The 22,207-nt window shown below is 65.2% G+C and carries 20 protein-coding genes and 1 riboswitch; of the genes, 8 read left to right on the top strand and 12 right to left on the bottom strand.

The genetic code is table 11. The features are described 5' to 3' along the window. The first annotated feature begins 12 nt into the window (after window positions 1-12). Window positions 13-1,491, top strand: a complete 1,479-nt coding sequence (locus F6X62_RS19285; protein ID WP_153774433.1) for a serine hydrolase — start codon at window positions 13-15, stop codon at window positions 1,489-1,491. A gap of 186 nt (window positions 1,492-1,677) precedes the next feature. On the opposite strand, the gene F6X62_RS19280 is transcribed toward F6X62_RS19285, so the two are convergent. Genes F6X62_RS19280 through F6X62_RS19270 form a run of 3 tightly spaced genes read right to left on the bottom strand, consistent with a single transcriptional unit; the run spans window position 1,678 to window position 4,881 of the window. Further along, a complete protein-coding gene (locus tag F6X62_RS19280) occupies window positions 1,678-2,487 on the bottom strand; it encodes a nucleotidyltransferase domain-containing protein (RefSeq protein WP_153774432.1) in 810 nt (269 codons plus the stop codon). A gap of 36 nt (window positions 2,488-2,523) precedes the next feature. Beyond that, window positions 2,524-3,729: an RtcB family protein gene (locus tag F6X62_RS19275; protein WP_153774431.1), complete on the bottom strand. Its 1,206-nt coding sequence runs from the start codon at window positions 3,727-3,729 to the stop codon at window positions 2,524-2,526. Window positions 3,730-3,750: 21 nt separating this feature from the next. Then, window positions 3,751-4,881 (bottom strand): slipin family protein, encoded by a 1,131-nt coding sequence (locus tag F6X62_RS19270; protein ID WP_153774430.1) that lies wholly within the window; start codon window positions 4,879-4,881, stop codon window positions 3,751-3,753. Between the two features lie 593 nt (window positions 4,882-5,474). Here F6X62_RS19270 and rtcR point away from each other — a divergent pair. The 3 genes from rtcR (at window position 5,475) to ribB (ending at window position 8,797) form a co-directional block, all read left to right on the top strand. Beyond that, a complete protein-coding gene (gene rtcR, locus F6X62_RS19265; RefSeq protein ID WP_153774429.1) occupies window positions 5,475-7,064 on the top strand; it encodes an RNA repair transcriptional activator RtcR in 1,590 nt (529 codons plus the stop codon). Between the two features lie 323 nt (window positions 7,065-7,387). Then, complete coding sequence (locus F6X62_RS19260) at window positions 7,388-7,660, top strand: DUF3077 domain-containing protein (RefSeq protein ID WP_082421015.1); 273 nt, start codon at window positions 7,388-7,390, stop codon at window positions 7,658-7,660. Between the two features lie 265 nt (window positions 7,661-7,925). Further along, window positions 7,926-8,067, top strand: a riboswitch (FMN riboswitch). A gap of 79 nt (window positions 8,068-8,146) precedes the next feature. After that, window positions 8,147-8,797: a 3,4-dihydroxy-2-butanone-4-phosphate synthase gene (gene ribB / locus F6X62_RS19255; protein ID WP_054892761.1), complete on the top strand. Its 651-nt coding sequence runs from the start codon at window positions 8,147-8,149 to the stop codon at window positions 8,795-8,797. 57 nt (window positions 8,798-8,854) lie between these two features. Here the strand turns inward: ribB and F6X62_RS19250 are convergent, their stop codons facing one another. Genes F6X62_RS19250 through F6X62_RS19240 form a run of 3 tightly spaced genes read right to left on the bottom strand, consistent with a single transcriptional unit; the run spans window position 8,855 to window position 12,573 of the window. After that, the gene (locus F6X62_RS19250) at window positions 8,855-10,045 is read right to left on the bottom strand and encodes an SGNH/GDSL hydrolase family protein (protein ID WP_153774428.1); all 1,191 of its coding nucleotides are present in this window, start codon (window positions 10,043-10,045) and stop codon (window positions 8,855-8,857) included. Between the two features lies 1 nt (window position 10,046). Further along, on the bottom strand, window positions 10,047-11,183 hold the full coding sequence (locus F6X62_RS19245) for an SGNH family hydrolase (protein WP_153774427.1): 1,137 nt from the start codon (window positions 11,181-11,183) through the stop codon (window positions 10,047-10,049). Then, window positions 11,170-12,573 carry an MBOAT family protein gene (locus tag F6X62_RS19240; protein ID WP_153774426.1) on the bottom strand — a complete coding sequence of 468 codons (1,404 nt, stop codon included), beginning with the start codon at window positions 12,571-12,573 and terminating at the stop codon, window positions 11,170-11,172. The genes F6X62_RS19245 and F6X62_RS19240 overlap by 14 nt, the downstream gene beginning before the upstream one ends. A 255-nt stretch (window positions 12,574-12,828) precedes the next feature. Between F6X62_RS19240 and F6X62_RS19235 the strand changes: the two genes are divergently transcribed. From F6X62_RS19235 to F6X62_RS19220, 4 genes are all read left to right on the top strand, one after another. After that, complete coding sequence (locus tag F6X62_RS19235) at window positions 12,829-13,071, top strand: exodeoxyribonuclease VII small subunit (RefSeq protein ID WP_054892757.1); 243 nt, start codon at window positions 12,829-12,831, stop codon at window positions 13,069-13,071. Then, window positions 13,068-13,955: a (2E,6E)-farnesyl diphosphate synthase gene (gene ispA / locus F6X62_RS19230; protein ID WP_054892756.1), complete on the top strand. Its 888-nt coding sequence runs from the start codon at window positions 13,068-13,070 to the stop codon at window positions 13,953-13,955. The genes F6X62_RS19235 and ispA overlap by 4 nt, the downstream gene beginning before the upstream one ends. 175 nt (window positions 13,956-14,130) lie before the next feature. Beyond that, on the top strand, window positions 14,131-16,026 hold the full coding sequence (dxs, locus tag F6X62_RS19225) for a 1-deoxy-D-xylulose-5-phosphate synthase (RefSeq protein WP_153774425.1): 1,896 nt from the start codon (window positions 14,131-14,133) through the stop codon (window positions 16,024-16,026). Between the two features lie 104 nt (window positions 16,027-16,130). Continuing rightward, complete coding sequence (locus F6X62_RS19220) at window positions 16,131-18,002, top strand: TonB-dependent receptor domain-containing protein (RefSeq protein WP_153774424.1); 1,872 nt, start codon at window positions 16,131-16,133, stop codon at window positions 18,000-18,002. On the opposite strand, the gene F6X62_RS19215 is transcribed toward F6X62_RS19220, so the two are convergent. The 6 genes from F6X62_RS19215 to thiL form a co-directional block, all read right to left on the bottom strand. Beyond that, window positions 17,980-18,789, bottom strand: a complete 810-nt coding sequence (locus F6X62_RS19215) for a cobalamin-binding protein (protein ID WP_153774423.1) — start codon at window positions 18,787-18,789, stop codon at window positions 17,980-17,982. The genes F6X62_RS19220 and F6X62_RS19215 overlap by 23 nt on opposite strands. After that, window positions 18,789-19,208, bottom strand: coding sequence for an MFS transporter (locus F6X62_RS19210; RefSeq protein ID WP_153774422.1), 420 nt, complete (start codon window positions 19,206-19,208; stop codon window positions 18,789-18,791). Before F6X62_RS19210 ends, F6X62_RS19215 begins: the two co-directional genes overlap by 1 nt. Beyond that, complete coding sequence (gene ribA, locus F6X62_RS19205; protein ID WP_054893604.1) at window positions 19,205-19,822, bottom strand: GTP cyclohydrolase II; 618 nt, start codon at window positions 19,820-19,822, stop codon at window positions 19,205-19,207. Before ribA ends, F6X62_RS19210 begins: the two co-directional genes overlap by 4 nt. 149 nt (window positions 19,823-19,971) lie before the next feature. Beyond that, the gene (locus tag F6X62_RS19200) at window positions 19,972-20,715 is read right to left on the bottom strand and encodes an ABC transporter substrate-binding protein (RefSeq protein WP_153774421.1); all 744 of its coding nucleotides are present in this window, start codon (window positions 20,713-20,715) and stop codon (window positions 19,972-19,974) included. Window positions 20,716-20,731: 16 nt separating this feature from the next. Continuing rightward, on the bottom strand, window positions 20,732-21,235 hold the full coding sequence (locus tag F6X62_RS19195) for a phosphatidylglycerophosphatase A (RefSeq protein WP_054893602.1): 504 nt from the start codon (window positions 21,233-21,235) through the stop codon (window positions 20,732-20,734). Further along, window positions 21,232-22,200: a thiamine-phosphate kinase gene (thiL, locus tag F6X62_RS19190; RefSeq protein WP_153774420.1), complete on the bottom strand. Its 969-nt coding sequence runs from the start codon at window positions 22,198-22,200 to the stop codon at window positions 21,232-21,234. The genes F6X62_RS19195 and thiL overlap by 4 nt, the downstream gene beginning before the upstream one ends. Window positions 22,201-22,207 lie beyond the last annotated feature (7 nt).

The raw sequence follows: 22,207 nt of genomic DNA, 5'->3' as shown, positions 1-22,207 counted from the left end.
TGAGGAATACCCATGCCCCAGCCAATCACCGCCGATCAGCCTGCCGCCCATGACCTGCCCCGTGGGCTGCCCTCCAGCGTCGGCATCGACGGCTTCGAGGTCGCCGCCTTTCTCGAGGCGGTGCAACAGGCCGGGCTCGAACTGCACGGGGTGATGCTCGAGCGCGACGGCGTGCTGGTGGTGGACGCCTGGCGCTGGCCGTACGATTCGCTGACCCCACGGGTGACCCACTCGATCACCAAGAGCTTCACCGCCTGCGCCATCGGCCTGGCCATCGACGAAGGGCTGCTGCGCCTGGACGACCCTCTGACAAAGTTCTTCCCGCAAGCGGCGGCAGGTGCCACCGACCCACGCGCAGCGCAGATCACCGTCGAGCACCTGCTGACCATGCGCACCGGCCACGGCGGCAACACCTCCGGCTCGATCTGGCGCGGCATCGACGGCAGTTGGGTCGAGGAGTTCTTCCGCATACCGCTGACCAGCGCGCCGGGCACCGACTTCGTCTACACCAGCGCCGCCAGCTACATGCTCTCCGCAGTGCTGACCCAGGTTGCTGGCGTCACCCTGCATGACTACCTCAAGCCGCGCCTGCTCGAGCCGCTGGGCTTCGAGGCGCAGCACTGGGACATCAGCCCGGAAGGCATCAGCCCCGGCGGCAACGGCCTGACGGCGCGGCCTGTGGATGTCCTCAAGCTGGCCATGCTGCACCGTGACGGCGGGCGCTGGAACGGCGAGCAGGTTCTGCCGCAGGCGTGGGTGGAGGCGGCAACGCGCGCCCAGGGTGGCGAGGGCAGTCGCTATGGCTATCACTGGTGGACCGACCGACCGGCGAACGGCTACAGCGCCGTGGGCGTGTTCGCCCAGATGGCCGCCGTGATCCCCGGCGAGCGCGCCACGCTGGCGGTATTCGGCGCAATGGAGAAGTCGGCGCAGGTGACGCCCTTCATCGATCGTCATCTGAGCGCGGCGCTGCGCGGTGAACAGGCTGGGGCCGCAGGTGACGAACGGCTACGCGAGGTGCTCCAGTGTTTCGCCGAAGAGCAACCACTGCGCTCGCTCGCACGTCCGCCCCAGCCGCTCCCTGCACGGATGAGCTTTGCGCTCGAGGCCAATCCGTATGGCATCGAAACGCTGAATCTGTTGCAGGCCGGCGAGCGGTTGGTGATGGAGTGGGTAGAGGCGACGGGCAGCGAGCGCATCGAAGCCGGGATCGATCATTGGGTCACGGGCACCAGCTCGTTGCCGGGGGCACAACTGCACCATGGCTATGCACTGCGTGATGCACCGGTGGTGGCGACGGCGCGCTGGGTGGCGGCAGATCGACTGGAGCTGGAATGGGTGTACCCGCGCTCGGCATTCCGCGATCGGGTGTGCCTGAGCTTTGCAGGCGAACGGGTTTGCCTGGAGCGCAGCGTGAACATCAACAGCGGCATCCGTGCTTGGGAGCCGCTGTATGGAATGAGCACCCACAACCCGACCCGACACGTGTAGCAACTGTCTTGCTCAAAATCTAAAGACCAGCCCAATCCCTGTGGGAGCGGCGGTTCGGCGCTCCGACTTGTCCCGCGAACACGGGCGGAGCCCGTGCCAGGCAGCGCGGTGTCCTTTTCGCGGGCAAGCCCGCTCCCACAGATTGTGGGGCAGCCCAGATGCTGCGCCAGCCTCGAAATCACAGGCTCAACCGTACTGCGCCTGAAACCGCCCGACCGTCTCCAGCAGAAAGCGATCCAGCACTCCAGTGTCGCTGCGCTCGCCACGCGCCACCTCGACCGTGTCGGCCCGCGCCAGCTCGGCCTCGATGAACCGGTGCAGCACGTCATCCCGCGGCCCGTGCTGCGTCTCGCCCGCCCGGCGCTTGCGCTCGAGCAACTGATCGATCGCCTGGCGCACATCCGCCTCATCGACGGTTCGCTCGAGCAGTGCCGTGAACGCAGTCGGAGGCATACCCAGGCCCTGGTCGATCCAGCGCACCGCCAGCAACGGGCGGATCACGTAGAGGTACTTCTTCAGCCGCACCGTGTCACCCAGCAGATAGCCGCGCAGGTTCTTGCGGGCCATCGACAGGTAGTGATGGCGCACAGCGCGTGGCGAATAGAACGCACGAGCCAGCGCGCCCAGTTGCTCACGGGCCTGCTCGTCGGCCCGGTACACCAACGGCGAGCCCAGCCACTCGAGCAGGCTCGGATTGGCACCTCGCAGCAAACGCAATGCCTTGCGCAACTCCCAGCCACTGACGTCCAGCTCATCGCTCAGGGGTCGCTCGATCACATCGCGCGGTTCCTCCACGCGCAGGTACCACTCGGCACGCTGCACATAGACGAAACGCACGTCGTAGTCACTGTCCGGCGAGGCGAAGCCCCAGGCGCGGCTGCCGGACTCGCAGGCGTACAGCACAGTCACGTCATGCTCGCGCTCGATGCGCTGAAGTTCTTCGAGCACCCGCATGCGCATGGCGTCGGACAGTGGATGTGGGTCGTCCTGGTACATCTCTTCACTCCTTGTCAGGGCGCCCCTGGCGCCGCTTCAACCTTTCACACACACCACCTGACGCAGGGTGTGCACAACCTCCACCAGCTCGCGCTGGGCATGCATGACCGCATCGATATCCTTGTAGGCCATCGGAATCTCGTCGATCACACTCTTGTCCTTGCGGCACTCCACATGGGCCGTGGCACGCTGCTGGTCTTCCACGGTGAACAGGTTCTTGGCCTTGGTCCGGCTCATCACCCGCCCTGCACCGTGGCTGCACGAGCAAAAAGCCTCTTCATTGCCCAACCCACGGACGATGAAGCTCTTCGCGCCCATGGAGCCGGGAATGATGCCCAGCTCACCCTTCTGCGCCGATACCGCGCCCTTGCGGGTCACCAGCACTTCGCGCCCGAAATGTTGCTCACGCTGCACATAGTTGTGATGGCAGTTGACCGCCTCCAGGCTGGCCTCGAAAGGCCTGCCCAGCACCCTGCGGGTCGCTGCCACCACCGCCTGCATCATCAGTTCGCGATTTTGCCGGGCAAAGTCCTGCGCCCACTCCACCGCCTCGACATAGTCGGCGAAATGCCGGCTACCTTCCTCGAAATAGGCCAGGTCCTTGTCCGGCAAGTTGGCCAGGTGCTGACGCATGTCGGCCTGGGCCAGCTCGATGAACAGGTTACCGATGGCATTGCCCACCCCACGCGAACCGCTGTGCAGCATGAACCAGACCCGGTCGGCCTCGTCCAGGCAGACTTCGATGAAGTGGTTGCCGCCGCCCAGGGTGCCGAGGTGGCTGCGGTTGTTGGTCTTCTCCAGCTGCGGATGCTTGTCGGTGATCACCTTGAAACGTCCGGCCAGGCGGCCCCAGGTCTGGTCGGCCTGGCTCGGCACTTCGCCCCAGGCGCCCTGGTCACGACGACCGAACGTCTTGCCATGGGGCACGGCCTTCTCGATGGCACTGCGCAGGCCATGCAAGTTGTCCGGCAGGTCGCGCGCGTGCAGCGAGGTGCGTGCGGCGATCATGCCGCAACCGATGTCCACGCCAACCGCTGCCGGGATGATCGCACCCACGGTGGGTATCACACTGCCGATGGTCGAGCCCTTGCCCAGGTGGACGTCCGGCATCACCGCAAGGTGCTTGAAGATGAACGGCATGCGTGCGGTGTTCATCAGTTGCCGACGCGCGTCGTCCTCGACCGGCACGCCATCGGTCCACAGTTTGATCGGCTTGCCGCCGGCCACTTCCAACAGGTTCATGTCCTTGTTCCTTGTGTTCGATCAGCCTGCCTTGAGGCTGACCAAGCCATTCAATACCTGATCCAGACCACCGAATACCGAGATCCGGTCGATGCGTTCGGCCACCCGCTCCAGGGTTTCCAGCTCCTTCAGGCGCAGGGCCGTCGGGCTACCTTCCATCACCTTGGCGGTGTTGAGCAGCGAGCGCGTCGCCTGGGTTTCCTCACGGCGACGAATCACGTTGGCCTGCGCCGCCTTTTCCGCCTCCACTACCTGCGCCAGCAGGGTCTTCATCTCGCCCGGCAGGATGATGTCGCGCACCCCGAGGCTGCTGATTTCCAGACCGCTGCCCGGCAGTTGCGTCTGCAGGTGGCGGCTGATGCTGTCGTCGATGAACTGCTTGTCCTCCAGCAACTCATCCAGGGTCCGAGTCCCCACTGCGGCGCGCAGACCGAATTGCAGTTCACGGTACAGGTGCTCCACCGGTTTGCTGAAGCGTGCATGGGCCATCAGCACGTCGGCATAGCGCCAGTTGGCGACCAGGTTCAGACGCAGGTTCACCTTGTCGCGGGTAAGGATTTCCTGGCCGCCGACCTCCAGCGCCTGCACACGGGTGTCGACGGTTTCCACCGTTACCTGGCTACCGCAGCGCCAGAAGCCATACTGCCCGGCTTCGAGCAAGTCGAACACGGCGCCGTCGATCTTCAGCACGCCGACATGGAACGCCGGCACGCTGACCAGCAACACATGCTCAAGGCCGGCCATGCCCGGACGGTTCAAGCGTGCGAGCAATGCAGGCGCAACGCGCCGTCCGCCACTCAGGTCGACTCGCTCCAGGGTCTGCCGGGCCTGGCCCTTCCAGTACAGGCGACGGCTGTCCGGTGCCAGCAGCTCGACCAGCCGACCGTCCTCGAAACGCAGGCCCAGCTCTTGCTCGCCCAGGTCCATGCGCTCGAAATACTGCTCGACCAACTGCGGCTGGTGCTGGCGCAGGTAGCCTGCCAGCGGATGGTCGAACAGCGGGGAATTGAGGCTGAAGGTCTGCACCGTCAGCCGGTCGCGCCAGTCGACACGCGAATACTGCCCAGGCTCGAGGATGGCCTCGAAGTCGCCTTCATCGAGCAGCAGGCCACGTTCGTTCTTCTTCACGACAAAGCGTTTGAACAATTTCATCTTTCTATCCTTTTCATCCATATCCAGGGTTGCCGGTGGTGCCGGCGCACCGGGCACTGCGGGCGAGACCTGGCGGAGTCAGGCACCGTGAGCAAGGCTCAGGCGGCGTCCTTCGTTGCGCCAGGTCCGGCCGGCAGGCCGGGTGGGCCGGCGGTGGTGCAGGCGTCCGTGGCCGTCGAGGGGCCATCCTGGCCCTGCTTGCCTGACCTGCACCGCACCAGCGGGTGTTACGTTCACAGCTACCTTAGGAGGGTAGTGCCGGGGCTTCCCGGCGAGCGTCTGTGCAGCCGTTTCACGGGTACTGCACAGGGCGACCGGTCGTTGCAGCGGCGGCATGCACGACACCGACACCTGAGTGGGTACGTGCACCAGCGGGGTCTCAACCCCTTGCCCTTGGGCCTGCCTGGCGATTCGGTCGAGAGGGATATAGCGAGCGGCGTGCCAGCTTTTGGAAACTGCTCAAGTTATTTTTTTAAGTAGCTGATTTTTAACGATTTATTTTTGAAATCTGGTTTTCTGGCAATTTTAGTGGCAGCAGGAAACTCGATTACTCATATATGCTTGAATAAGACTTTATCTTTTGGGATAACTCCATGAGCAAAGCCCGTGTTGCCATCGGTTTTCTCGGCACCACCCTCGACCGCAATGGCAAGGGCGCCGCACGCTGGAACCGCTGGCGCCCCACGATCGGCCTGTGCCGCCAGCCAGACCTGCCGCTCGATCGCCTGGAGCTGATTCACGGCCCCGGCGTACGTGACGTCAGCCTGGCCGAACGCATCCGTGCCGACGTCCAGCAGGTGTCACCCCACACCGAGGTGCGACTGCACCCGCTCAGCCTGCGTAACCCATGGGATTTCGAAGAGGTCTATGGCGCCCTGCACGACTTCTCCAGCGGCTACCCCTTCGACACCGAGCGCGAGGACTATCTCGTGCATATCACCACCGGCACCCATGTCGCGCAGATCTGCTGGTTCCTGCTCACCGAAGCGCGCTACCTGCCCGCACGCCTGGTGCAGACCTCGCCCTCACGCAAGCACGACGAAGCCAGCGACCCGGCTGGTATCGCCACGCTGATCGACCTGGACCTGTCGCGCTACGACCTGATCGCTTCGCGCTTTCGCCACGAGCAGGTCGAGGCGCAGTCGCTGCTCAAGTCCGGTATTGCCACGCGCAACGCGGCGTTCAACCGCACCATCGAACAGATCGAACGCGTCGCCCTGCGCTCGAAGGCACCGATCCTGCTGGTCGGGCCTACCGGCGCCGGCAAGTCGTTCCTGGCCCGGCGCATTCACGAGCTCAAGCGCGGCCGGCACCAGTTGCAGGGGCGGTTCATCGAGGTCAACTGCGCGACCTTGCGCGGCGATGGCGCGATGTCGGCACTGTTCGGCCATGCCAAGGGCGCCTTTACCGGTGCGCAGAACGCCCGCGATGGCCTGCTGCGCGCTGCCGACGGCGGCATGCTGTTTCTCGACGAGATCGGCGAGCTTGGCGCCGACGAGCAGGCCATGCTGCTCAAGGCCATCGAAGAGAAGCGCTTCTTCCCGCTGGGCTCGGACCGCGAAGTGCAGAGCGACTTCCAACTGATCGCCGGTACCCATCGCGACCTGCGCGCCAAGGTCGCCGAAGGCTCGTTTCGTGAAGACCTGTTCGCCCGTATCAACCTGTGGACCTTCGCCCTGCCGGGGCTTGCGCAGCGGCGCGAAGACATCGAGCCGAACCTGGACTTCGAGTTGCAGCGCCATGCCCGCGAACAAGGCCGGCAGGTGCGTTTCAACCTGGAGGCCAAGCGCAGCTACCTGGCCTTCGCCCACGCCAGCGAAGCCCGCTGGGCCGGAAACTTCCGCGAGCTGTCGGCCTCGATCACGCGCATGGCGACGCTGGCCGACAGCGGGCGAATAGACGAAGCCCTGGTGGCAGAGGAGATCGAGCGTTTGCGTCATGCCTGGGGGCTGGAGGCGGAGAGCGAGCCGGTACTGGCCGGGCGCGAACTGGACCTGTTCGACCAGGTGCAGTTGCAGGCGGTGATCGACGTTTGTCGCCGCGCAACAAGCCTGTCCGAGGCCGGGCGCCAATTGTTCGCCGTGTCGCGCCAGGAGAAGGCCAACCCCAACGACGCCGATCGCCTGCGCAAGTACCTGGCGCGATTCGGGCTGGATTGGCAGCAGGTGAAGGGTCAGGGGTGATAGCTAGGCCGTAGGACGTTTCCCAATCTGAAACCAAATGCTTCGAGCCAAGCAGGCTTGGGAAGTATCCTACGCGCCTTGCCGAAGCTTCTCTGTTGTCGGGAAATCACCTCAGGAATAACGTCCCTGGGTCGCGATGTTTGCGGCCGGGTGTGAGAACCCGTTGATGAGTAAACGAGCATGTCTTTATGGCAGCCGCGCGCGGGCAGACTTCGGTCTGGCCGAGTTTTCTTTGCTCCCTCGGTTTTCTCACCCCGCGCGCGGCCGCCACCCAAAATCCTTGAGAAAGATGTGGCGGCTCCCTTGCACCAAGGAGTAAAGCCATGAAAAAGATCGTCCCCGACCCACCTCTCCTGACTGCCGGCCTGGAAACTTTCAATGAATCCGGCAACCCGCCTGTGGACATGTTCCGCATCCTGCCCGGCATTCCCGCCGAACATGCCTACGACGAAGTGATGAACCTGCTTGCCTGCATCCGCCACCTGCTGCACGAAGGGCTGATGGAGCAGGACGCCCGGCTGCTGACCGCCGCCGACTACCTGAGCGCCTTTGCCAAAGCGCTGATGACGGATGTCGAGCGCGGCAGGCTGCACTGATCCGAGGGCAACTGTCTGACCCAAAATTTAAAGTTCAGCCCAATCCCTGTGGGTGCGGCGGTTCGGCGTCCCGACTAGTCCCGCGATCGGGCGCGCAGCGGCCGTAAAACCAGGCCCCGAGGTGTTTCAGGAAAAGATAGTCGCCTGGATTGCGGCCGCTGCGCGCCCGATCGCGGGACAAGCCCGCTCCTACAGGGATCGAGGGGGAAGCGGGCGTCGACTTAAGCAGGGCTTGCCAGCAAACGGTCGGTTTGCGGTATGCTCCCCCGGTCTTCAGGGCGGGGTGAAAGTCCCCACCGGCGGTAAATCGAAAGATGAGCCCGCGAGCGCCCCGGCCATGCCGGGGGTCAGCAGATCTGGTGAGACTCCAGAGCCGACGGTCATAGTCCGGATGAAAGAAGGCGCAAGCGCGGGGCCATCGGGCGCCCTTGCGCGCGCATTTTGTTCGCCCCGAGACGTTCATCGATCATTCACGAGGAGCGTTTCATGTCCACCTTGCACCACTCGAAATTCCCTAACGTCACCGCCGCCATCGCCGCCTTCCAGGCCGGGCGCCCCGTGCTGCTGCTCGACGACGACGATCGCGAGGACGAAGCCGATATCGTCGCCGCCGCCGAAAACCTGTCACTGCAGACCATGGCCATGATGATTCGCGATTGCAGCGGCATCGTCTGCCTGTGCCTGGACGAAGCCACGGTCGACGCCTTGCAGCTCGCACCCATGGTGCAGAACAACCAGGCCCGCCACGGCACCGGCTTCACCGTCACCATCGAGGCGGCCGAGGGCGTGAGCACCGGCGTGTCGGCACAGGACCGGATCACCACCATCGAGGCCGCACTGCGCTCGACCGCCGAGCAACGCCACATCGTCAGCCCTGGCCATGTGTTCCCATTGCGTGCGCGTGATGGCGGCGTGCTGACCCGTCGCGGCCATACCGAAGGCTCGGTGGACCTGGCGCGGCTGGCCGGGTTGCGGCCAGCCGCGGTGCTGTGCGAGCTGATGAACCCCGACGGCAGCATGGCCCGGGGCGAGCAGGTGGCCGTGTATGCGCGCCAGTACAACCTGCCGGTAGTGACCATCGAGGAGCTGGCGCGCTATCGCGAAGCGATGCTGGAGCTTGAGGCACAACCCGCCTGATCTGCAGCGCTGCTCTTTGGTAGGTGCGGGCTTGCCCCGCTCCTACCAGTACAGCACTCAGCGCAGCCCCAGTTGCCCCTTGAGATAGGCGTACAACATCGCCGCACTCTTGCGATAACCCTCGGCAGTCAGGTGTACCAGGTCTGGTCGCCCCAGGCCGCTGGCCTGCCAGGCGACAATCGAGCACGGCCCGCCCATCCCTGCCTGCCAATCCCAGAACAGTGCCTTGTACTTCTGCGCCGCCTGGCGCTGGATGCGGATCACGCTCGCCAGCGGCTGTGGCTGGCGCGCAGCGCAACTGGCGGCCTTGCGCTGCTTGATCGAATCGGGCGGCCCGACCAGCAGGATGGCCGCCTTGGGCATTTCCTGGCGCAACCGGGCCAAGGTGACCTCCAACTGCGACTGGTACAGGGCAAGATCGAGCTTGTCGTCGAAGGCTTCGTTGGTGCCATAGGCCAGGATCACCAGGTCAGGCCGCAGCGCCTTGAGCGTGCCTTGCCAACCCGCCTGCCACTTGTCGACCACCTCCAGCCGCGCGCCGTTGATACCCAGCGACGAATAGGTGACCCCGGCGTTTTTCTGGCCCTGGATATACCAACCACCCAGCGCCACGCCCTGGACACCCTCCACACTCAGTTGCACCGGCAGGCCGAGATTGATGAAGGCTGGGCTGAAGCGCCACTCACCGTTGGTGGCCGACAGCATGCGGCGCTGGCTGCCGTTGGCCACCAACGTGCTGCTGCGCGTTGCCTGATAAAGGGCCGAGATCCGATAGCGTTGTGCGTCGGGGTCACGGGCCTGGATCTTCACGCCGGGGCGATCGACCACCGGCAGCGACAGGTAGCCACCCAACGGAAACTGGCTGCTCTGCTGGTTGCGCGCAGAAACCAGTTCCCACTGACGGCGCTCGCTGCTGACGATCACGCGGTCGTTGCGAATTCCCGGCACGGGCGAAGCCGGCACCAGGCCAATGCCACCGTCGCCATAGCGGGCCTGCAGCAGCTTGCGCAACTCACCGCTGAACAGGTCGGCAGCGGTGTGCGAATCCCCCAGCTGGACGATGGAAATGGGCGCACGGCCGGCGTTGCGGAACTTGCCGGCGAGCAGCGCGAGGTTGCCGTCGTCGCGCACATTGGCGACAACGGCGGGCTTGGCCGCAGGCTGGGGTGGCGCGCTGGCGCCGGTGCTGCACGCGGGCAAGGCGCTGATCAGCAGCGCCACGCCCAGCAGGTGATGCCATAGGCGCATCTCAATGTCCTGTTGCAGTCAGGACCGGGAAGCTGATCAGTGACAGTACCTGCGCGGCGATCATCTTCTGGCCCGTGATGGTGAAATGAATGCCGTCGTCGACCCGGACCTTGACCCGCTTGCCCTCCGGCGTCTGCACCGTATACGAGAACTGCTCGTCGGGATAGCCGAGAATCGGGTTGGCCGAGACGTAGTGCTGGCCGAATTGCTGGGTGCGCTCCTGATAAAGGCCACTGAGGTAGCTCATCGCCGTCGACAGCCGCGACTTCTCCATGTTCGGCGGGCCGACCCAGATCACCTGGACATTGTGCTCGCGGGCCTGCTCGAGGATCGCGTCGATGCGCTCACGGTAGGCCACTTCCCACTCCGGCGACTTGAAACGCAGGAACGGCTTGCCCTTGCCCTGGGGCATGTCCCACGGGTCGTTAGGGCCGAGGAATACCACCATCAGGCGGACCTTCGGCGCGCTGGCGAGCGTGTCGGCCACGGTCTTCGGCCAGTTGAAGAAGCCCGGGTAGGCAAGCCCGGTGCTTTGCCGACTGAGGTTGATGGTGTGGATCTGGTAGCGCTTGCGCAGGCTGTTGGCCAGGTGCGGGGCGACGCCCTGCATCAGCGAGTCCCCCACCAGGAACACTTCATCGCCCGCCGCCAACGACGCCAGGGTGCCCGGTGCGACCATCTGCGGCAGCGGTGGCTTCACGACCACGGCAGCGGGCGGTGGCGCCGGTGCCGGTGCCGGTGCCGGTGCCGGTGCCGGTGCGACAGGGTGCGGGGCAGCTGTAGCGACATGCTCAGGCCTGGCCACAGGCGCCTGCAGATCGACACTCACCACCGGCATCGGCGGCGGCAGTTCCACCACAGGCTCTGTACTCGCCACCGCAACCTGCCCGTTGAGGCTGTCGAGGAAGCTGTCACGGCCCTGCTCCAGCGCTGTGGTCAGGCCCGCGCCCAGGCGCCAGGCTGGCAACTGCCCCAGCACCGGCAGTTCGCAACTGTCGTGATACTTCTGCTGGCAATACAGGCTGATCGAGTCCTGGTTCAGCCAGAACAGCAGGCCTGTGGCGACCACCATGGCATACAGCGTGCGCGCCGCGCCCATCTGCACCCGGACCAGCTGACGGATATCAGAAGCTTGCATAGATGAACCCCGGCACACCCGATTGCGACGCGAAGATCACCAGCGACACGAAGATCGCCAGTGGCAGTGGGTACAGTTGCCAGGGCAGGCGCTGGCTAGCTACGAAGCCCTGGCGCAGGGACGCCAGCCACTGTGGATACGTGGCGACGTACAACACACAGGCCAGCAGCGCTACACCGGTGGCCGAGTCGAGCCCGGCCAGGCTGACCTGGGCGATATCGCCAAGCATCTCCCAGGCGCCATCCAGGGTTGGGCTGCGGAAGAAGATCCAGGCGAAGGCGACGTAGTGGAACGTCAGCAGGCGCGCCAGCAGCCCGCTGCCCGGCAGGCGCACAAAGCCCGGCCACAACTGCTCGAACAGCTTGTACAGGGCCAGCCCCACCCCATGCAGCGCGCCCCAGAGGATGAAATTCAGACTCGCGCCGTGCCACAGCCCGGAGATCAGCATGGCCAGCAGCATGTTCAGGTTGCTGCGCCACACCCCTTTGCGATTGCCGCCCAGGGGGATGTAGATGTAGTCACGAATGAAGCGCGACAGGCTGATGTGCCAGCGCCCCCAGAACTCCTTGAGGTTGCGCGCGGCATAAGGCGCGTTGAAGTTCTCCGGCAGGCGAAAACCCAGCAGCAGGGCGATGCCGGTGACCAGGTTGGTATAGCCGCTGAAGTTGAAATAGATCAGGAAGCTGTAGCCATAGACGCTGAGCAGCACCTGCTCGGGCGTGAAGCTGCCCGGGGTTTCGAATACCGGATCGACCCACTGGCTGCCCAGCCAGCCGCTGAGCAGGAACAGCTTGACCACCGCCAGGGCGATCAGGCCAAGCGCCCGCTGCGGCTCCAGCACTTCACGCATGGCCTGCGGGCGGATCTGCGGCAGCAGATGCGCCGCGCGATTGACCGGGCCTGCGATCAGGCTGGGGAAGAAGGCCAGGTACAGCGCCAGGTCCAACGGCGGCGCCGAGGCCATCTCGCCGCGGTTGATCGACACCAGGTAGCTGACCGAATGGAAGGCATAGAACGACAGGCCAATCGGCACCAGCAGCTCGAGCACCGGCAGCGACACCTCGAGCCCGACAGCCGTGAATGCGCCCTGCACACTGGCGGCGAAGAACTCCTGGTACTTGAAGAGGTAGAAACACCCCAATACCAGCGCCAGCAGTAAAACGCCATTGAGCCAGCGGCCGGGCTGGCGCGCAGCCAGCAACCCCAGCAGATACACCAGCGCGCTGTAGCCGAGCAGGATGTACAACGATTGCAGGCTGAAACTCGCCACCAGCCCGTAGCTGGCCGCAAGCAGCAGCAGGTTCTGCAGGCGCAGGCTCCAGCACAGGCTCCAGTAGACAATGAAGAAGAGCGTGAAACAGAGGCCGAATTCGATCGAAAGGAAGCTCACAACGTAGTCCGTTACGTGACGTCGAGAAGAAGATGGCCCAAGGCCATCAAGATGCCCAGGCCAGAGCGCGCGGGATTATGGCAGAGCCCCCATGGGGTCACAATCCGACCACGTCTCAAATTGCAATAAGAAACCTCCCACGCAAATGCAACAAAATACTACCAACGGATTGGCGCCCGGGAGGCACCGCAATTTGCTCCCCCCGCCCCGCTCTGCTAGTGTCGCGCCGTTAAAAACGCCACCGAGACAGTCGCCATGGCCCGCAAGAAAACCTCCATCGATTTCGAACAATCCCTCGCCGACCTGCAAGCTCTGGTCGAGCGCCTGGAGACCGGCGAGCTGTCGCTGGAAGAGTCGCTGGCAGCGTTCGAGCAGGGGATCGCCCTGACCCGCGACTGCCAGGGCGCGCTGGCCCAGGCCGAACAGAAGGTGCAGATCCTCCTGGAGCGTGACGGCGAACTGGCCGCCGAGCCCTTCGACGCGGAACCGCAGGAATGATCAACAGCTACCAGAGCGCCTGCCAGGCGCGCGTCGACGCCGCCCTCGAGCCGCTGTTCGTGGCGCCGTCCAAGGAGCTCGAACGGCTCTACGCAGCGATGCGCTACAGCGTGATGAACGGCGGCAAGCGTGTACGCCCGCTGCTCGCCTACGCCGCTTGCGAAGCCTTTGGCGTTGCGCCCGAGCAAGCCAACGGCGCGGCCTGCGCGGTAGAGCTGATCCATGCCTACTCGCTGGTGCATGACGACTTGCCGGCCATGGACGACGACGACCTGCGCCGCGGTCAGCCCACCACCCACAAGGCATTTGACGAAGCCTGCGCGATCCTCGCTGGCGACGGCCTGCAGAGCCTGGCCTTCAGCGCGCTGCTCGATGCGCACCTGAGCCCGCAGCCTGACGCCATCCGCCTGGCCATGGTCCAGGCCCTGGCCAAGGCCGCAGGCCCGGCCGGCATGGTCGGCGGCCAGGCCATCGACCTCGGTTCGGTCGGGGTCAAGCTCGACCAGCAGGCCCTGGAATACATGCACCGGCACAAGACCGGCGCACTGATCGAGGCCAGCGTGCGTCTCGGCGCCCTGGCCAGCGGCCGTGCCGAAGCCACCCAACTGGATGCCTTGCAGACTTATGCACAGGCCATCGGCCTCGCGTTCCAGGTGCAGGATGACATCCTCGACGTCGAAAGCGATACCGCCACCCTGGGCAAGCGCCAGGGCGCCGACATCGCTCGTGACAAACCAACCTACCCCGCCCTGCTCGGCCTGGATGCCGCCAAGGCCTATGCGATCGAACTGCGCGACCAGGCGCTGGTCGCACTTGAAGGGTTCGGCGAAAGCGCCGAGCCGCTGCGGGCGCTGGCGCGCTATATCGTCGAGCGCCGCCATTAAGCGTTGATGCCAATCCCCTGTGGGAGCGGGTTTACCCGCGAATGCGATGCCGGGCCTACCGCCGTCGTCGCGGGTAAACCCGCTCCCACAGGGTCGGCGTAACCCGTGGTCCAATGGGCACTTTTCCCACAATGGGGTAAACTGCCGCGTCTTCAAACCTATAACGACTCGCCTGATGCCCACGACGTTTCAAGAGATCCCCCGCGAACGCCCGGTCACGCCTCTGCTGGACCGCGCCGACACGCCAGCCGGCCTGCGCCGGCTAGCCGAAGCCGACCTGGAGAGCCTGGCCGACGAACTGCGCCAGGAGCTGCTCTATACAGTTGGCCAGACCGGTGGGCACTTCGGCGCAGGCCTGGGCGTCATCGAGCTGACGATCGCCCTGCACTACGTCTTTGACACCCCGGACGATCGCCTGGTATGGGACGTCGGTCATCAGGCCTACCCGCACAAGATCCTCACCGGTCGTCGCCAGCGCATGCTCAGCCTGCGTCAGAAAGACGGCGTCGCTGCCTTCCCGCGCCGCAGCGAGAGCGAGTACGACACCTTCGGCGTCGGCCACTCGAGCACCTCGATCAGCGCCGCACTGGGCATGGCCATCGCCGCCCGTCTGCAGAACGACCCGCGCAAGTCCATCGCCGTGATCGGTGACGGCGCGCTGACCGCTGGCATGGCCTTCGAAGCGTTGAACCATGCCCAGGAAGTCGATGCCGACATGCTGGTGATCCTCAACGATAACGACATGTCGATCTCGCGCAACGTCGGCGGGCTGTCCAACTACCTGGCCAAGATCCTGTCCAGCCGCACCTACGCGAGCATGCGCGAAGGCAGCAAGAAAGTGCTGTCGCGCCTGCCCGGCGCCTGGGAGATCGCCCGGCGCACCGAAGAGTACGCCAAGGGCATGCTGGTGCCCGGCACCCTGTTCGAGGAGCTGGGCTGGAACTACATCGGCCCGATCGACGGTCATGACCTGCCGACGCTGATCGCCACCCTGCGCAACATGCGCGACCTCAAGGGCCCGCAGTTCCTGCACGTGGTCACCAAGAAAGGCAAGGGTTTCGCCCCCGCCGAGGTCGACCCGATCGGCTACCACGCCATCACCAAGCTCGAACCTGTCGACAAGCCCGCCGCGCCGAAAAAGCCCAGCGGGCCCAAGTATTCCGCCGTGTTCGGGCAGTGGCTGTGCGACATGGCCGGCGCCGACAACCGCCTGGTGGGCATCACTCCGGCAATGAAGGAAGGTTCGGACCTGGTCGCCTTCAGCGAGCGCTTCCCGGAGCGCTACTTCGACGTGGCAATCGCCGAGCAGCACGCCGTCACCTTCGCTGCCGGCATGGCCTGCGAAGGCGCCAAGCCGGTGGTGGCGATCTACTCGACCTTCCTGCAGCGCGCCTACGACCAGCTGATCCACGACGTGGCGGTACAGGACCTCGACGTGCTGTTCGCCATCGACCGCGCCGGCCTGGTCGGCGAGGACGGCCCGACCCACGCTGGCAGCTTCGACCTCTCGTACCTGCGCTGCATACCCGGCATGCTGGTGATGACCCCGAGCGACGAGAACGAGCTGCGCAAGATGCTCAGCACCGGGCACCTGTACAAAGGCCCGGCCGCCGTACGCTACCCGCGCGGCACCGGCCCCAACGCGCCGATCGACGGGGACCTGGAGCCACTGGAAATCGGCAAGGGTGTGATTCGTCGCCAGGGTTCGAAAGTCGCGCTGCTGGTGTTCGGCGTGCAACTGACCGAAGCGCTGCAGGTGGCCGAGCAGATCGATGCCACGGTGGTCGACATGCGCTTCGTCAAGCCGCTCGACGAAGCGCTCGTACTGGAGATGGCCGACAGCCATGAGCTGCTGGTGACCATCGAGGAAAACGCCATCATGGGCGGCGCCGGTGCGGCGGTCAGCGAGTTCCTGGCGCGTGAGGCGGTGGTCAAGCCACTGCTGCACCTGGGCTTGCCGGATATCTATGTCGAGCATGCCAAGCCTGCGCAGATGCTGGCCGAGTGCGGGCTGGATGCTGCTGGCATCGAGGCCTCGGTGAAAGCCCGCATGGCCAAGCTCGGCCTGTAAGGCCCTTTCGCGGGCAAGCCCGCTCCCACAGGGATTGCACAGTATTTGAGTACTGTAGAAACCCTGTGGGAGCGGGCTCGCCCGCGAATGCTATTGTACTGCCCATGAAAATCCTGACCTTTGCACCGCTGCTCTGCCTCCCTCTGCCCTTGCTGGCCGCCGAACGCGACAACGCCCTGAAGCTCCCCGACGTGCTGATCAGCGCCAACCGCGAAGTCGAATCGCGCAGCGCCACCAGCGCCGCCAACACGGTCTTCACCCGCGCCGACATCGACCGTCTGCAGCCCTCCAGCGTCACCGACCTGCTGACCCGCGTGCCCGGCGTGCAAGTCGCCCCCACCGGTGGCCGCGGCAGCCTGCCCGGGATTTTCATCCGCGGCACCAAGGCCGCGCAGAGCCTGGTGCTGGTCGATGGCGTACGCATTGCCAACGCCACCTCCGGCGACAGCGGCCTGCAGTTTCTCGACGTCGACCAGATCGAGCGCGTCGAAGTGCTGCGCGGCTCGCGCTCGGCGGTCTACGGCAGCGACGCCATCGGCGGGGTGATCCAGATCTTCACCCGACGCGCCAGCGGCCCCGGCCTGCAACCGCGGCTGCGCCTGGCGGCCGGCAGCAACCAGACCTTCCAGCGCAGCCTGGGACTGTCCGGTGGCGATGGCCAGACACGCTTCAACCTCGGCGCCAGCCTCGACGAAACCGCAGGCATCGATTCGACCGGGCCGTCCTTCGCCAGCGATGGCGATCACGACGCCTACCGCAACAAATCTTTCAACCTGAGCCTGAGCCACACCTTCGGTGAGCGCTTCGAGGCCGGGGTGAACCTGCTCGACAGCCGGGGGCGCAGCGAATACGACAACCCCTTCGGCCGATTCGACCCAGTCAGCTTCGAAAGCTTCGGCCAGAAACCCTACACCGACTTCACCGTCAGCAGCCTGGGCACCTATATCGATGCCCAGCTCAGCGACCTCTGGCATTCGCGCCTGGAGATCGGCCATAGCGAGAACCGCGACCGCAAGCGCGACAAGCTTAGCGACGATGGCAGCGTGTTCAACACCTATCGCGACCAGATCACCTGGCAGAATGATCTCGCCCTTGATGCACGGAACCACCTGTCGCTGGGCGCCGACTGGTATCAGGACCGGGTGCACGGCAGCACCGACTTCGCCGAGGACAGCCGCTACAACCGGGCAGCCTTCCTTCAGCATCGCTACAGCGGCGAAAGTTTCTCCACCGAAATGGGCGTGCGGCGCGACCAGAACCAGCAGTTCGGCGGCCAGACCACCTGGAGCGCCAGCCTGACCCTGCCGCTGAACATCGACAACGACCTGCTGCTGTCGTACAGCGAAGGGTTTCGCGCCCCCACCTTCAACGACCTGTACTACCCGCAGTACAGCAATCCTGACCTCGACCCTGAGCGCTCCAGGAGCTATGAACTGCAATGGCGCAGCCAGTTGAGCGGCAGCAGCCGCCTGGAAACCTCGCTGTACCGCACCGATCTGCGCGATGCGATCATCTTCGGCGAGGGCTCGATCCCGCGAAACGTTGCCTCGGCGCGGATCAACGGCATGGAGATGTCACTGACCCAGGACTGGGGCCCCTGGCGCAGCCAGCTTGGCCTGGCGCTGATCGACCCACGTGACCGTGACACCGGCCATACCCTGGCTCGCCGCGCCCGCCGAACCTTGAGCCTGGACCTGGACCGACAGTTCGAGCGTTTCAGTGTGGGGGCGAGCTGGCAGGCATTGAGCAACAGCTACGACGACGAGGCCAATCGCAACAGGCTCGGCGGATATGCACTGCTGGGCCTGCGCGGCAGCTGGGCGGCAAGCGATGCGCTGAAGTTCGAGGCCAAGGTGGATAACTTGCTGGACAAAGGCTACAGCCGCGCGCTCTACAACTACGACGGCAATGACTACAGCTACCGCGAAGAAGGCCGCACCTGGCTGCTGAGCCTTACCTGGACACCGGCGCTGTAGACACCAGCAGCGCACACAGACGCGCCGTCGCTTCGATCATCTGTCCGCTGGGACGCTCCAGGCCCTTGTCGGGCACCACCAGCAGGTGCCCACCGGCAACGGCGCTGAGCTTTGGCCAGGCCTTCCAACCAGCCAACTGCGCAGCGTCACCGGCCAGGATCACATCAGGGTCGCGCGCCAGCACCGACTCGACGTTCACCTGCGGCGCAGGCTGCTCAAGGTCGGCAAAGACGTTGCGCGCCCCACAGACCGCCAGTGCATCGCTCACCACCTGACGGCCGCCCAGGGTGTACAACGGCTGATCCCAGACCTGATAGAACACCTTGAGTGGCTGTTCGCGGCGATAGCGCTCGCGCAGTTCGGCCAGGCGCTCGCGCAACCTCTCAGCGTAACGCTGCCCCTGCTCGGCACGCCCCAGGCGCACGGCGATGGCCTGGATCTGCCCGATCAGTTGCTCAAGGTCCTGGGGCTCGCTGCTGAACGTGGCAATCCCCAATTGACGCAACTGGTCGCGCTGGGCCGGGGGCACGCTGCCGGGCCAGAGCAGCAGCAGGTCGGGCTTGAGCGCCAGCAGGTGCTCCATGTCCAGTTGCCCGTAGCGCCCGACCGATGGCAGATCCTTCAGACGCTGCGGCCGCTCGCCGCTGTCGAGCACGCCCACCAGCAAATCGTCCGCCTCAAGCTCCAGGACGATCTCGGTCATCGACGGCCCGAGGCTGATCACGCGCGGCCCTGCCTCGGCAAATGCACCGATCGACAGCAGCACGGCAACGAAGAAGGCGCGCATCAGCCCAATTGGCGCGGGATGCGGTAGAGGTAGAGCAGCACCACGGTAGACATCGCCAGCAGCACCTGAGGCACCGCCTCCAGCCCCACCAGCACCGAGAGCGCGGCGATCCAGGCCGGGAAACAGGCGTAGGTCATGGCCAGGCGACGAACCCGCGCCAGTTCGATCCAGGCGGCGGGCTCTTCGGGGGTGTCGAGCACCTTGGAGGTGGCGATCAGCGCCCGCTTGTAGGCACCGAAGCGCGGCAGGCTGAGAAACATGGTGGCCGCACCGGCAATGAACAGTGGCATCGCCAGCACCGGAATCAGCGCTTCACTGCCACCAAAAGCCCAGGCCATGACCGGTAGCGGCACCAGCCCGACAGCCAGATACTGCCACCAGGCCAGCGCCAGGCGCCGCTTCACCTGGCCACGGGTCACGCCTGGGGCGCCTCGCCCTGGTGACGGTTGCCCATCATGTGACCGAGCTTGTCGGCCTTGGTCGCCAGGTACAGGCGGTTGTGCGGGTTGTGGCCAGTGTGCAGCGGCACGCGTTCGGCAACCACGATGTTCATGTCGGTCAGGGCTTTGACCTTGCGTGGGTTATTGGTCATCAGGCGCAGCGACTTGACGCCCAGGTGCTCGAGCATCGGCAGGCACATGGCGTAGTCACGCTGGTCGGCCGCAAAGCCCAGGCGCTCGTTGGCCTCGACGGTATCGGCGCCGCCATCCTGCAGCTCATAGGCGCGGATCTTGTTCAACAGGCCGATGCCTCGACCTTCCTGACGCAGGTACAGCAGCACGCCACGACCTTCACGGGCGATGGCCTGCAGCGCGGCTTCCAGTTGCGAGCCGCAGTCGCAACGCTGGCTGAACAGAGCGTCGCCGGTCAGGCATTCGGAGTGCAGACGCCCGAGCACCGGTTCACCGTCGGCGATATCACCCAGGCTGAGCACCACATGCTCGCGGCCGGTGGCTTCGTCGAGAAAGCCATGCATGGTGAATGTCGCAAAGGGCGTTGGGAGTTTGGAGGCGGCAACAAAGACGACGGGCACGTTGTGCTCCTGATAAGTAGGAAATTTCAATGGGCCAGATTGTATCAGCAGCCCAGCGGGCATGCGCAGGCTGAATCTCGCGGCTTAAGATCGAAAAGTTCGATGCATAGGCTCGCCCGATACGCCCCCCGCGGTCGGAGCCTCGGCGATCAATGCGGCTGGCTGTCGGAAGCGAACGGGTACGGCTGCTTCCAGCGTTCGAAGATCGAGCGCAGCTCGCCACTGCGTACCAGCTTCTCCATGCGCTGGTCGAACAGGTCGCGCAGGGCCTTGCCTTGATCGCTGCGGGTAAAGGCCAGATACAGCGGCAGCTCAGCGATGTGGGTGCGGCGGAAGTCCTGCGGCTTGCTGGTCTGGTGCAGCACGTAATCCACTTCGGTTTCGGCATCGATATAGAAATCCACCCGGTCATGCTCCAGCATCGGCAGGATGCCTTCGCGGCGCTGGATCTCGCGGAAGTTTTTCACATCGGGCAGGTAGCTCTGGTAGTCATAGCCGCGCACCCACGCCAGGCGGTACTCGCCGACGCTGTTCAGCGTCGGAACCGGCTTGCTGGCGAGCCCCAATGCATAGATATGGTCCATATCGAAGTGCCAGCGCGGGTAGAGGTTGTCTTCGTTCTCCTGCTTGTACGAACCCACCCAGGCATCGGCCTCGCCGCGCTTGACCAGCCCGACTGCACGGCTGTAAGGCGCGCTCGTTACCTCGACCTTCACCCCGGCCGGTTCGAACACCTTGCGCAGCACATCCCAGGCAACCCCGCTGCCATCGGCGTTGGTGTAGTCGATCCACTCCTCGCTGACCAGCCGCACCTGCTTCGGCAACTCAACGGCCCCGGCACTCCAGGGCAGGAAAACCAGCATCAGCGCCAGCAGCACTGTCCGTATGGCCATCGACCCGCTCCCTGTATCAGGCTACCGCCCAAACCAGCACTTGCATGCCCAGCCAGGCGAACACGCCGGCCAGGATATCGTCGAGCATGATGCCGACACCGCCGTGCACATGGCGGTCGATCCAGCGGATCGGCCAGGGCTTGAGGATGTCGAAGAAGCGGAACATCAGGAACCCTGCGAGCAACCACTGCCAACCTTCGGGCACCAGCCACAAGGTGATCCACATGCCGACCATCTCGTCCCAGACGATGCCTTCATGATCGTGCACGCGCAGGTCGTTCGCCACCTTGCCGCACAGCCAGAAGCCGAACAGCATGGTGATTCCCAGCAGCAGCCAGTAGCCCCAGTCCGGCAGCATCTGCCACAGCGGGATGAACGGCAGCGCCACCAGCGAGCCCCAGGTGCCCGGCGCCTTGGGCAAGGTGCCGGAGCCGAAGCCGAACGCGATGAAGTGCCATGGATTGCGCCAGACCGAAGGCGGAACGAACTCCGCAGGCACCTGATTGGGGTGGTCGGTCACGGTGTCTCCCTGAAATGTTGATAGCCCCGTTGCGTGGGGGTGATGTCACGACCCTGGCGATCACGCAGCGTGACGCCCTGCCCGTCCAGGACGCGGCCGATGACATGGACATGGATGAACCCCGGCAGCTGCAATGCCTGGTGTTGCGCGGCGGGGATGGTGAAGGCCAGCACGTAGTCGTCGCCGCCGGTGAGCGCCGCGTGCACGGCAGCGTCACGCCCGAGGAAAGCCTCCAGTTCGGTAGATACCGGAACCTGATGCTGGTTCACTTCGAGGGCGACGCCCGAGGCCCGGGCGATATGACCGCAGTCGGCAAGCAGGCCGTCGGAAACGTCCAGCGCCGCCGTGGCCTGGCCACGCAGCAGCTGGCCCAAGGTGAGCTGCGGCATCGGCGACCAGTACTGCGCAAGCAGCGCCTGGGCCTGTTCAACCGGCGCCTGGCGCTCGCCCAACACCAGCGGCAAGGCCCCTGCGGCGTTGCCCAGGTTGCCGCCGACACACAGCAGGTCGCCCGGCCTGGCACCATCACGGCGCAAGGCCTGCCCGGCCGGAACCCGGCCAAACACGGTGACGGTGATGCTCAGCGGGCCGCGGGTGGTGTCGCCGCCGATCAGGCTCATGCGACAGCGGTGGGCCATGCGCTGCAGGCCTTGGGCATAGGCTTGCAGCCAATCCGCGCTGACCTCGGGCAAGGTCAGGGCCAGGGTGAAGCCGATGGCAGTCGCGCCCATGGCCGCCAGGTCGCTCGCGGCCACGGCCAACGAGCGCTGGCCGAGCAGCGAGGGGTCGCAGACTGCCGGGAAGTGCACGCCCGCGACCAGCGTGTCGGTGGAGACTGCCAGCTGTTCGCCGGCCGGCAGCTCCAGCAGGGCGCAATCGTCACCGATCCCCAGGGCCACGCCGTCACCGCCCTGCGCACAAGGCGCGGCGGCAAAGAAGTGGCGGATCAGCTCGAACTCACCCATGGCTCGT

The sequence above is a fragment of the Pseudomonas sp. MNR3A genome (genome assembly GCF_009650575.1).
Lineage (GTDB): Bacteria > Pseudomonadota > Gammaproteobacteria > Pseudomonadales > Pseudomonadaceae > Aquipseudomonas > Aquipseudomonas machongensis.
The sequence above is the reverse complement of the archived record's forward strand: the minus strand, read 5'-3'. Positions and strand labels throughout refer to the sequence as shown.

Excerpts from the sequence above, each read along its gene's own strand:
- F6X62_RS19285 (WP_153774433.1), top strand. The coding sequence starts at position 13 with ATGCCCCAGCCAATCACCGCCGATCAGCCTGCCGCCCATGACCTGCCC.
- F6X62_RS19280 (WP_153774432.1), bottom strand. The coding sequence starts at position 2,487 with ATGTACCAGGACGACCCACATCCACTGTCCGACGCCATGCGCATGCGG.
- F6X62_RS19275 (WP_153774431.1), bottom strand. The coding sequence starts at position 3,729 with ATGAACCTGTTGGAAGTGGCCGGCGGCAAGCCGATCAAACTGTGGACC.
- F6X62_RS19270 (WP_153774430.1), bottom strand. The coding sequence starts at position 4,881 with ATGAAATTGTTCAAACGCTTTGTCGTGAAGAAGAACGAACGTGGCCTG.
- rtcR (WP_153774429.1), top strand. The coding sequence starts at position 5,475 with ATGAGCAAAGCCCGTGTTGCCATCGGTTTTCTCGGCACCACCCTCGAC.
- F6X62_RS19260 (WP_082421015.1), top strand. The coding sequence starts at position 7,388 with ATGAAAAAGATCGTCCCCGACCCACCTCTCCTGACTGCCGGCCTGGAA.
- ribB (WP_054892761.1), top strand. The coding sequence starts at position 8,147 with ATGTCCACCTTGCACCACTCGAAATTCCCTAACGTCACCGCCGCCATC.
- F6X62_RS19250 (WP_153774428.1), bottom strand. The coding sequence starts at position 10,045 with ATGCGCCTATGGCATCACCTGCTGGGCGTGGCGCTGCTGATCAGCGCC.
- F6X62_RS19245 (WP_153774427.1), bottom strand. The coding sequence starts at position 11,183 with ATGCAAGCTTCTGATATCCGTCAGCTGGTCCGGGTGCAGATGGGCGCG.
- F6X62_RS19235 (WP_054892757.1), top strand. The coding sequence starts at position 12,829 with ATGGCCCGCAAGAAAACCTCCATCGATTTCGAACAATCCCTCGCCGAC.
- ispA (WP_054892756.1), top strand. The coding sequence starts at position 13,068 with ATGATCAACAGCTACCAGAGCGCCTGCCAGGCGCGCGTCGACGCCGCC.
- dxs (WP_153774425.1), top strand. The coding sequence starts at position 14,131 with ATGCCCACGACGTTTCAAGAGATCCCCCGCGAACGCCCGGTCACGCCT.
- F6X62_RS19220 (WP_153774424.1), top strand. The coding sequence starts at position 16,131 with ATGAAAATCCTGACCTTTGCACCGCTGCTCTGCCTCCCTCTGCCCTTG.
- F6X62_RS19215 (WP_153774423.1), bottom strand. The coding sequence starts at position 18,789 with ATGCGCGCCTTCTTCGTTGCCGTGCTGCTGTCGATCGGTGCATTTGCC.
- F6X62_RS19200 (WP_153774421.1), bottom strand. The coding sequence starts at position 20,715 with ATGGCCATACGGACAGTGCTGCTGGCGCTGATGCTGGTTTTCCTGCCC.
- thiL (WP_153774420.1), bottom strand. The coding sequence starts at position 22,200 with ATGGGTGAGTTCGAGCTGATCCGCCACTTCTTTGCCGCCGCGCCTTGT.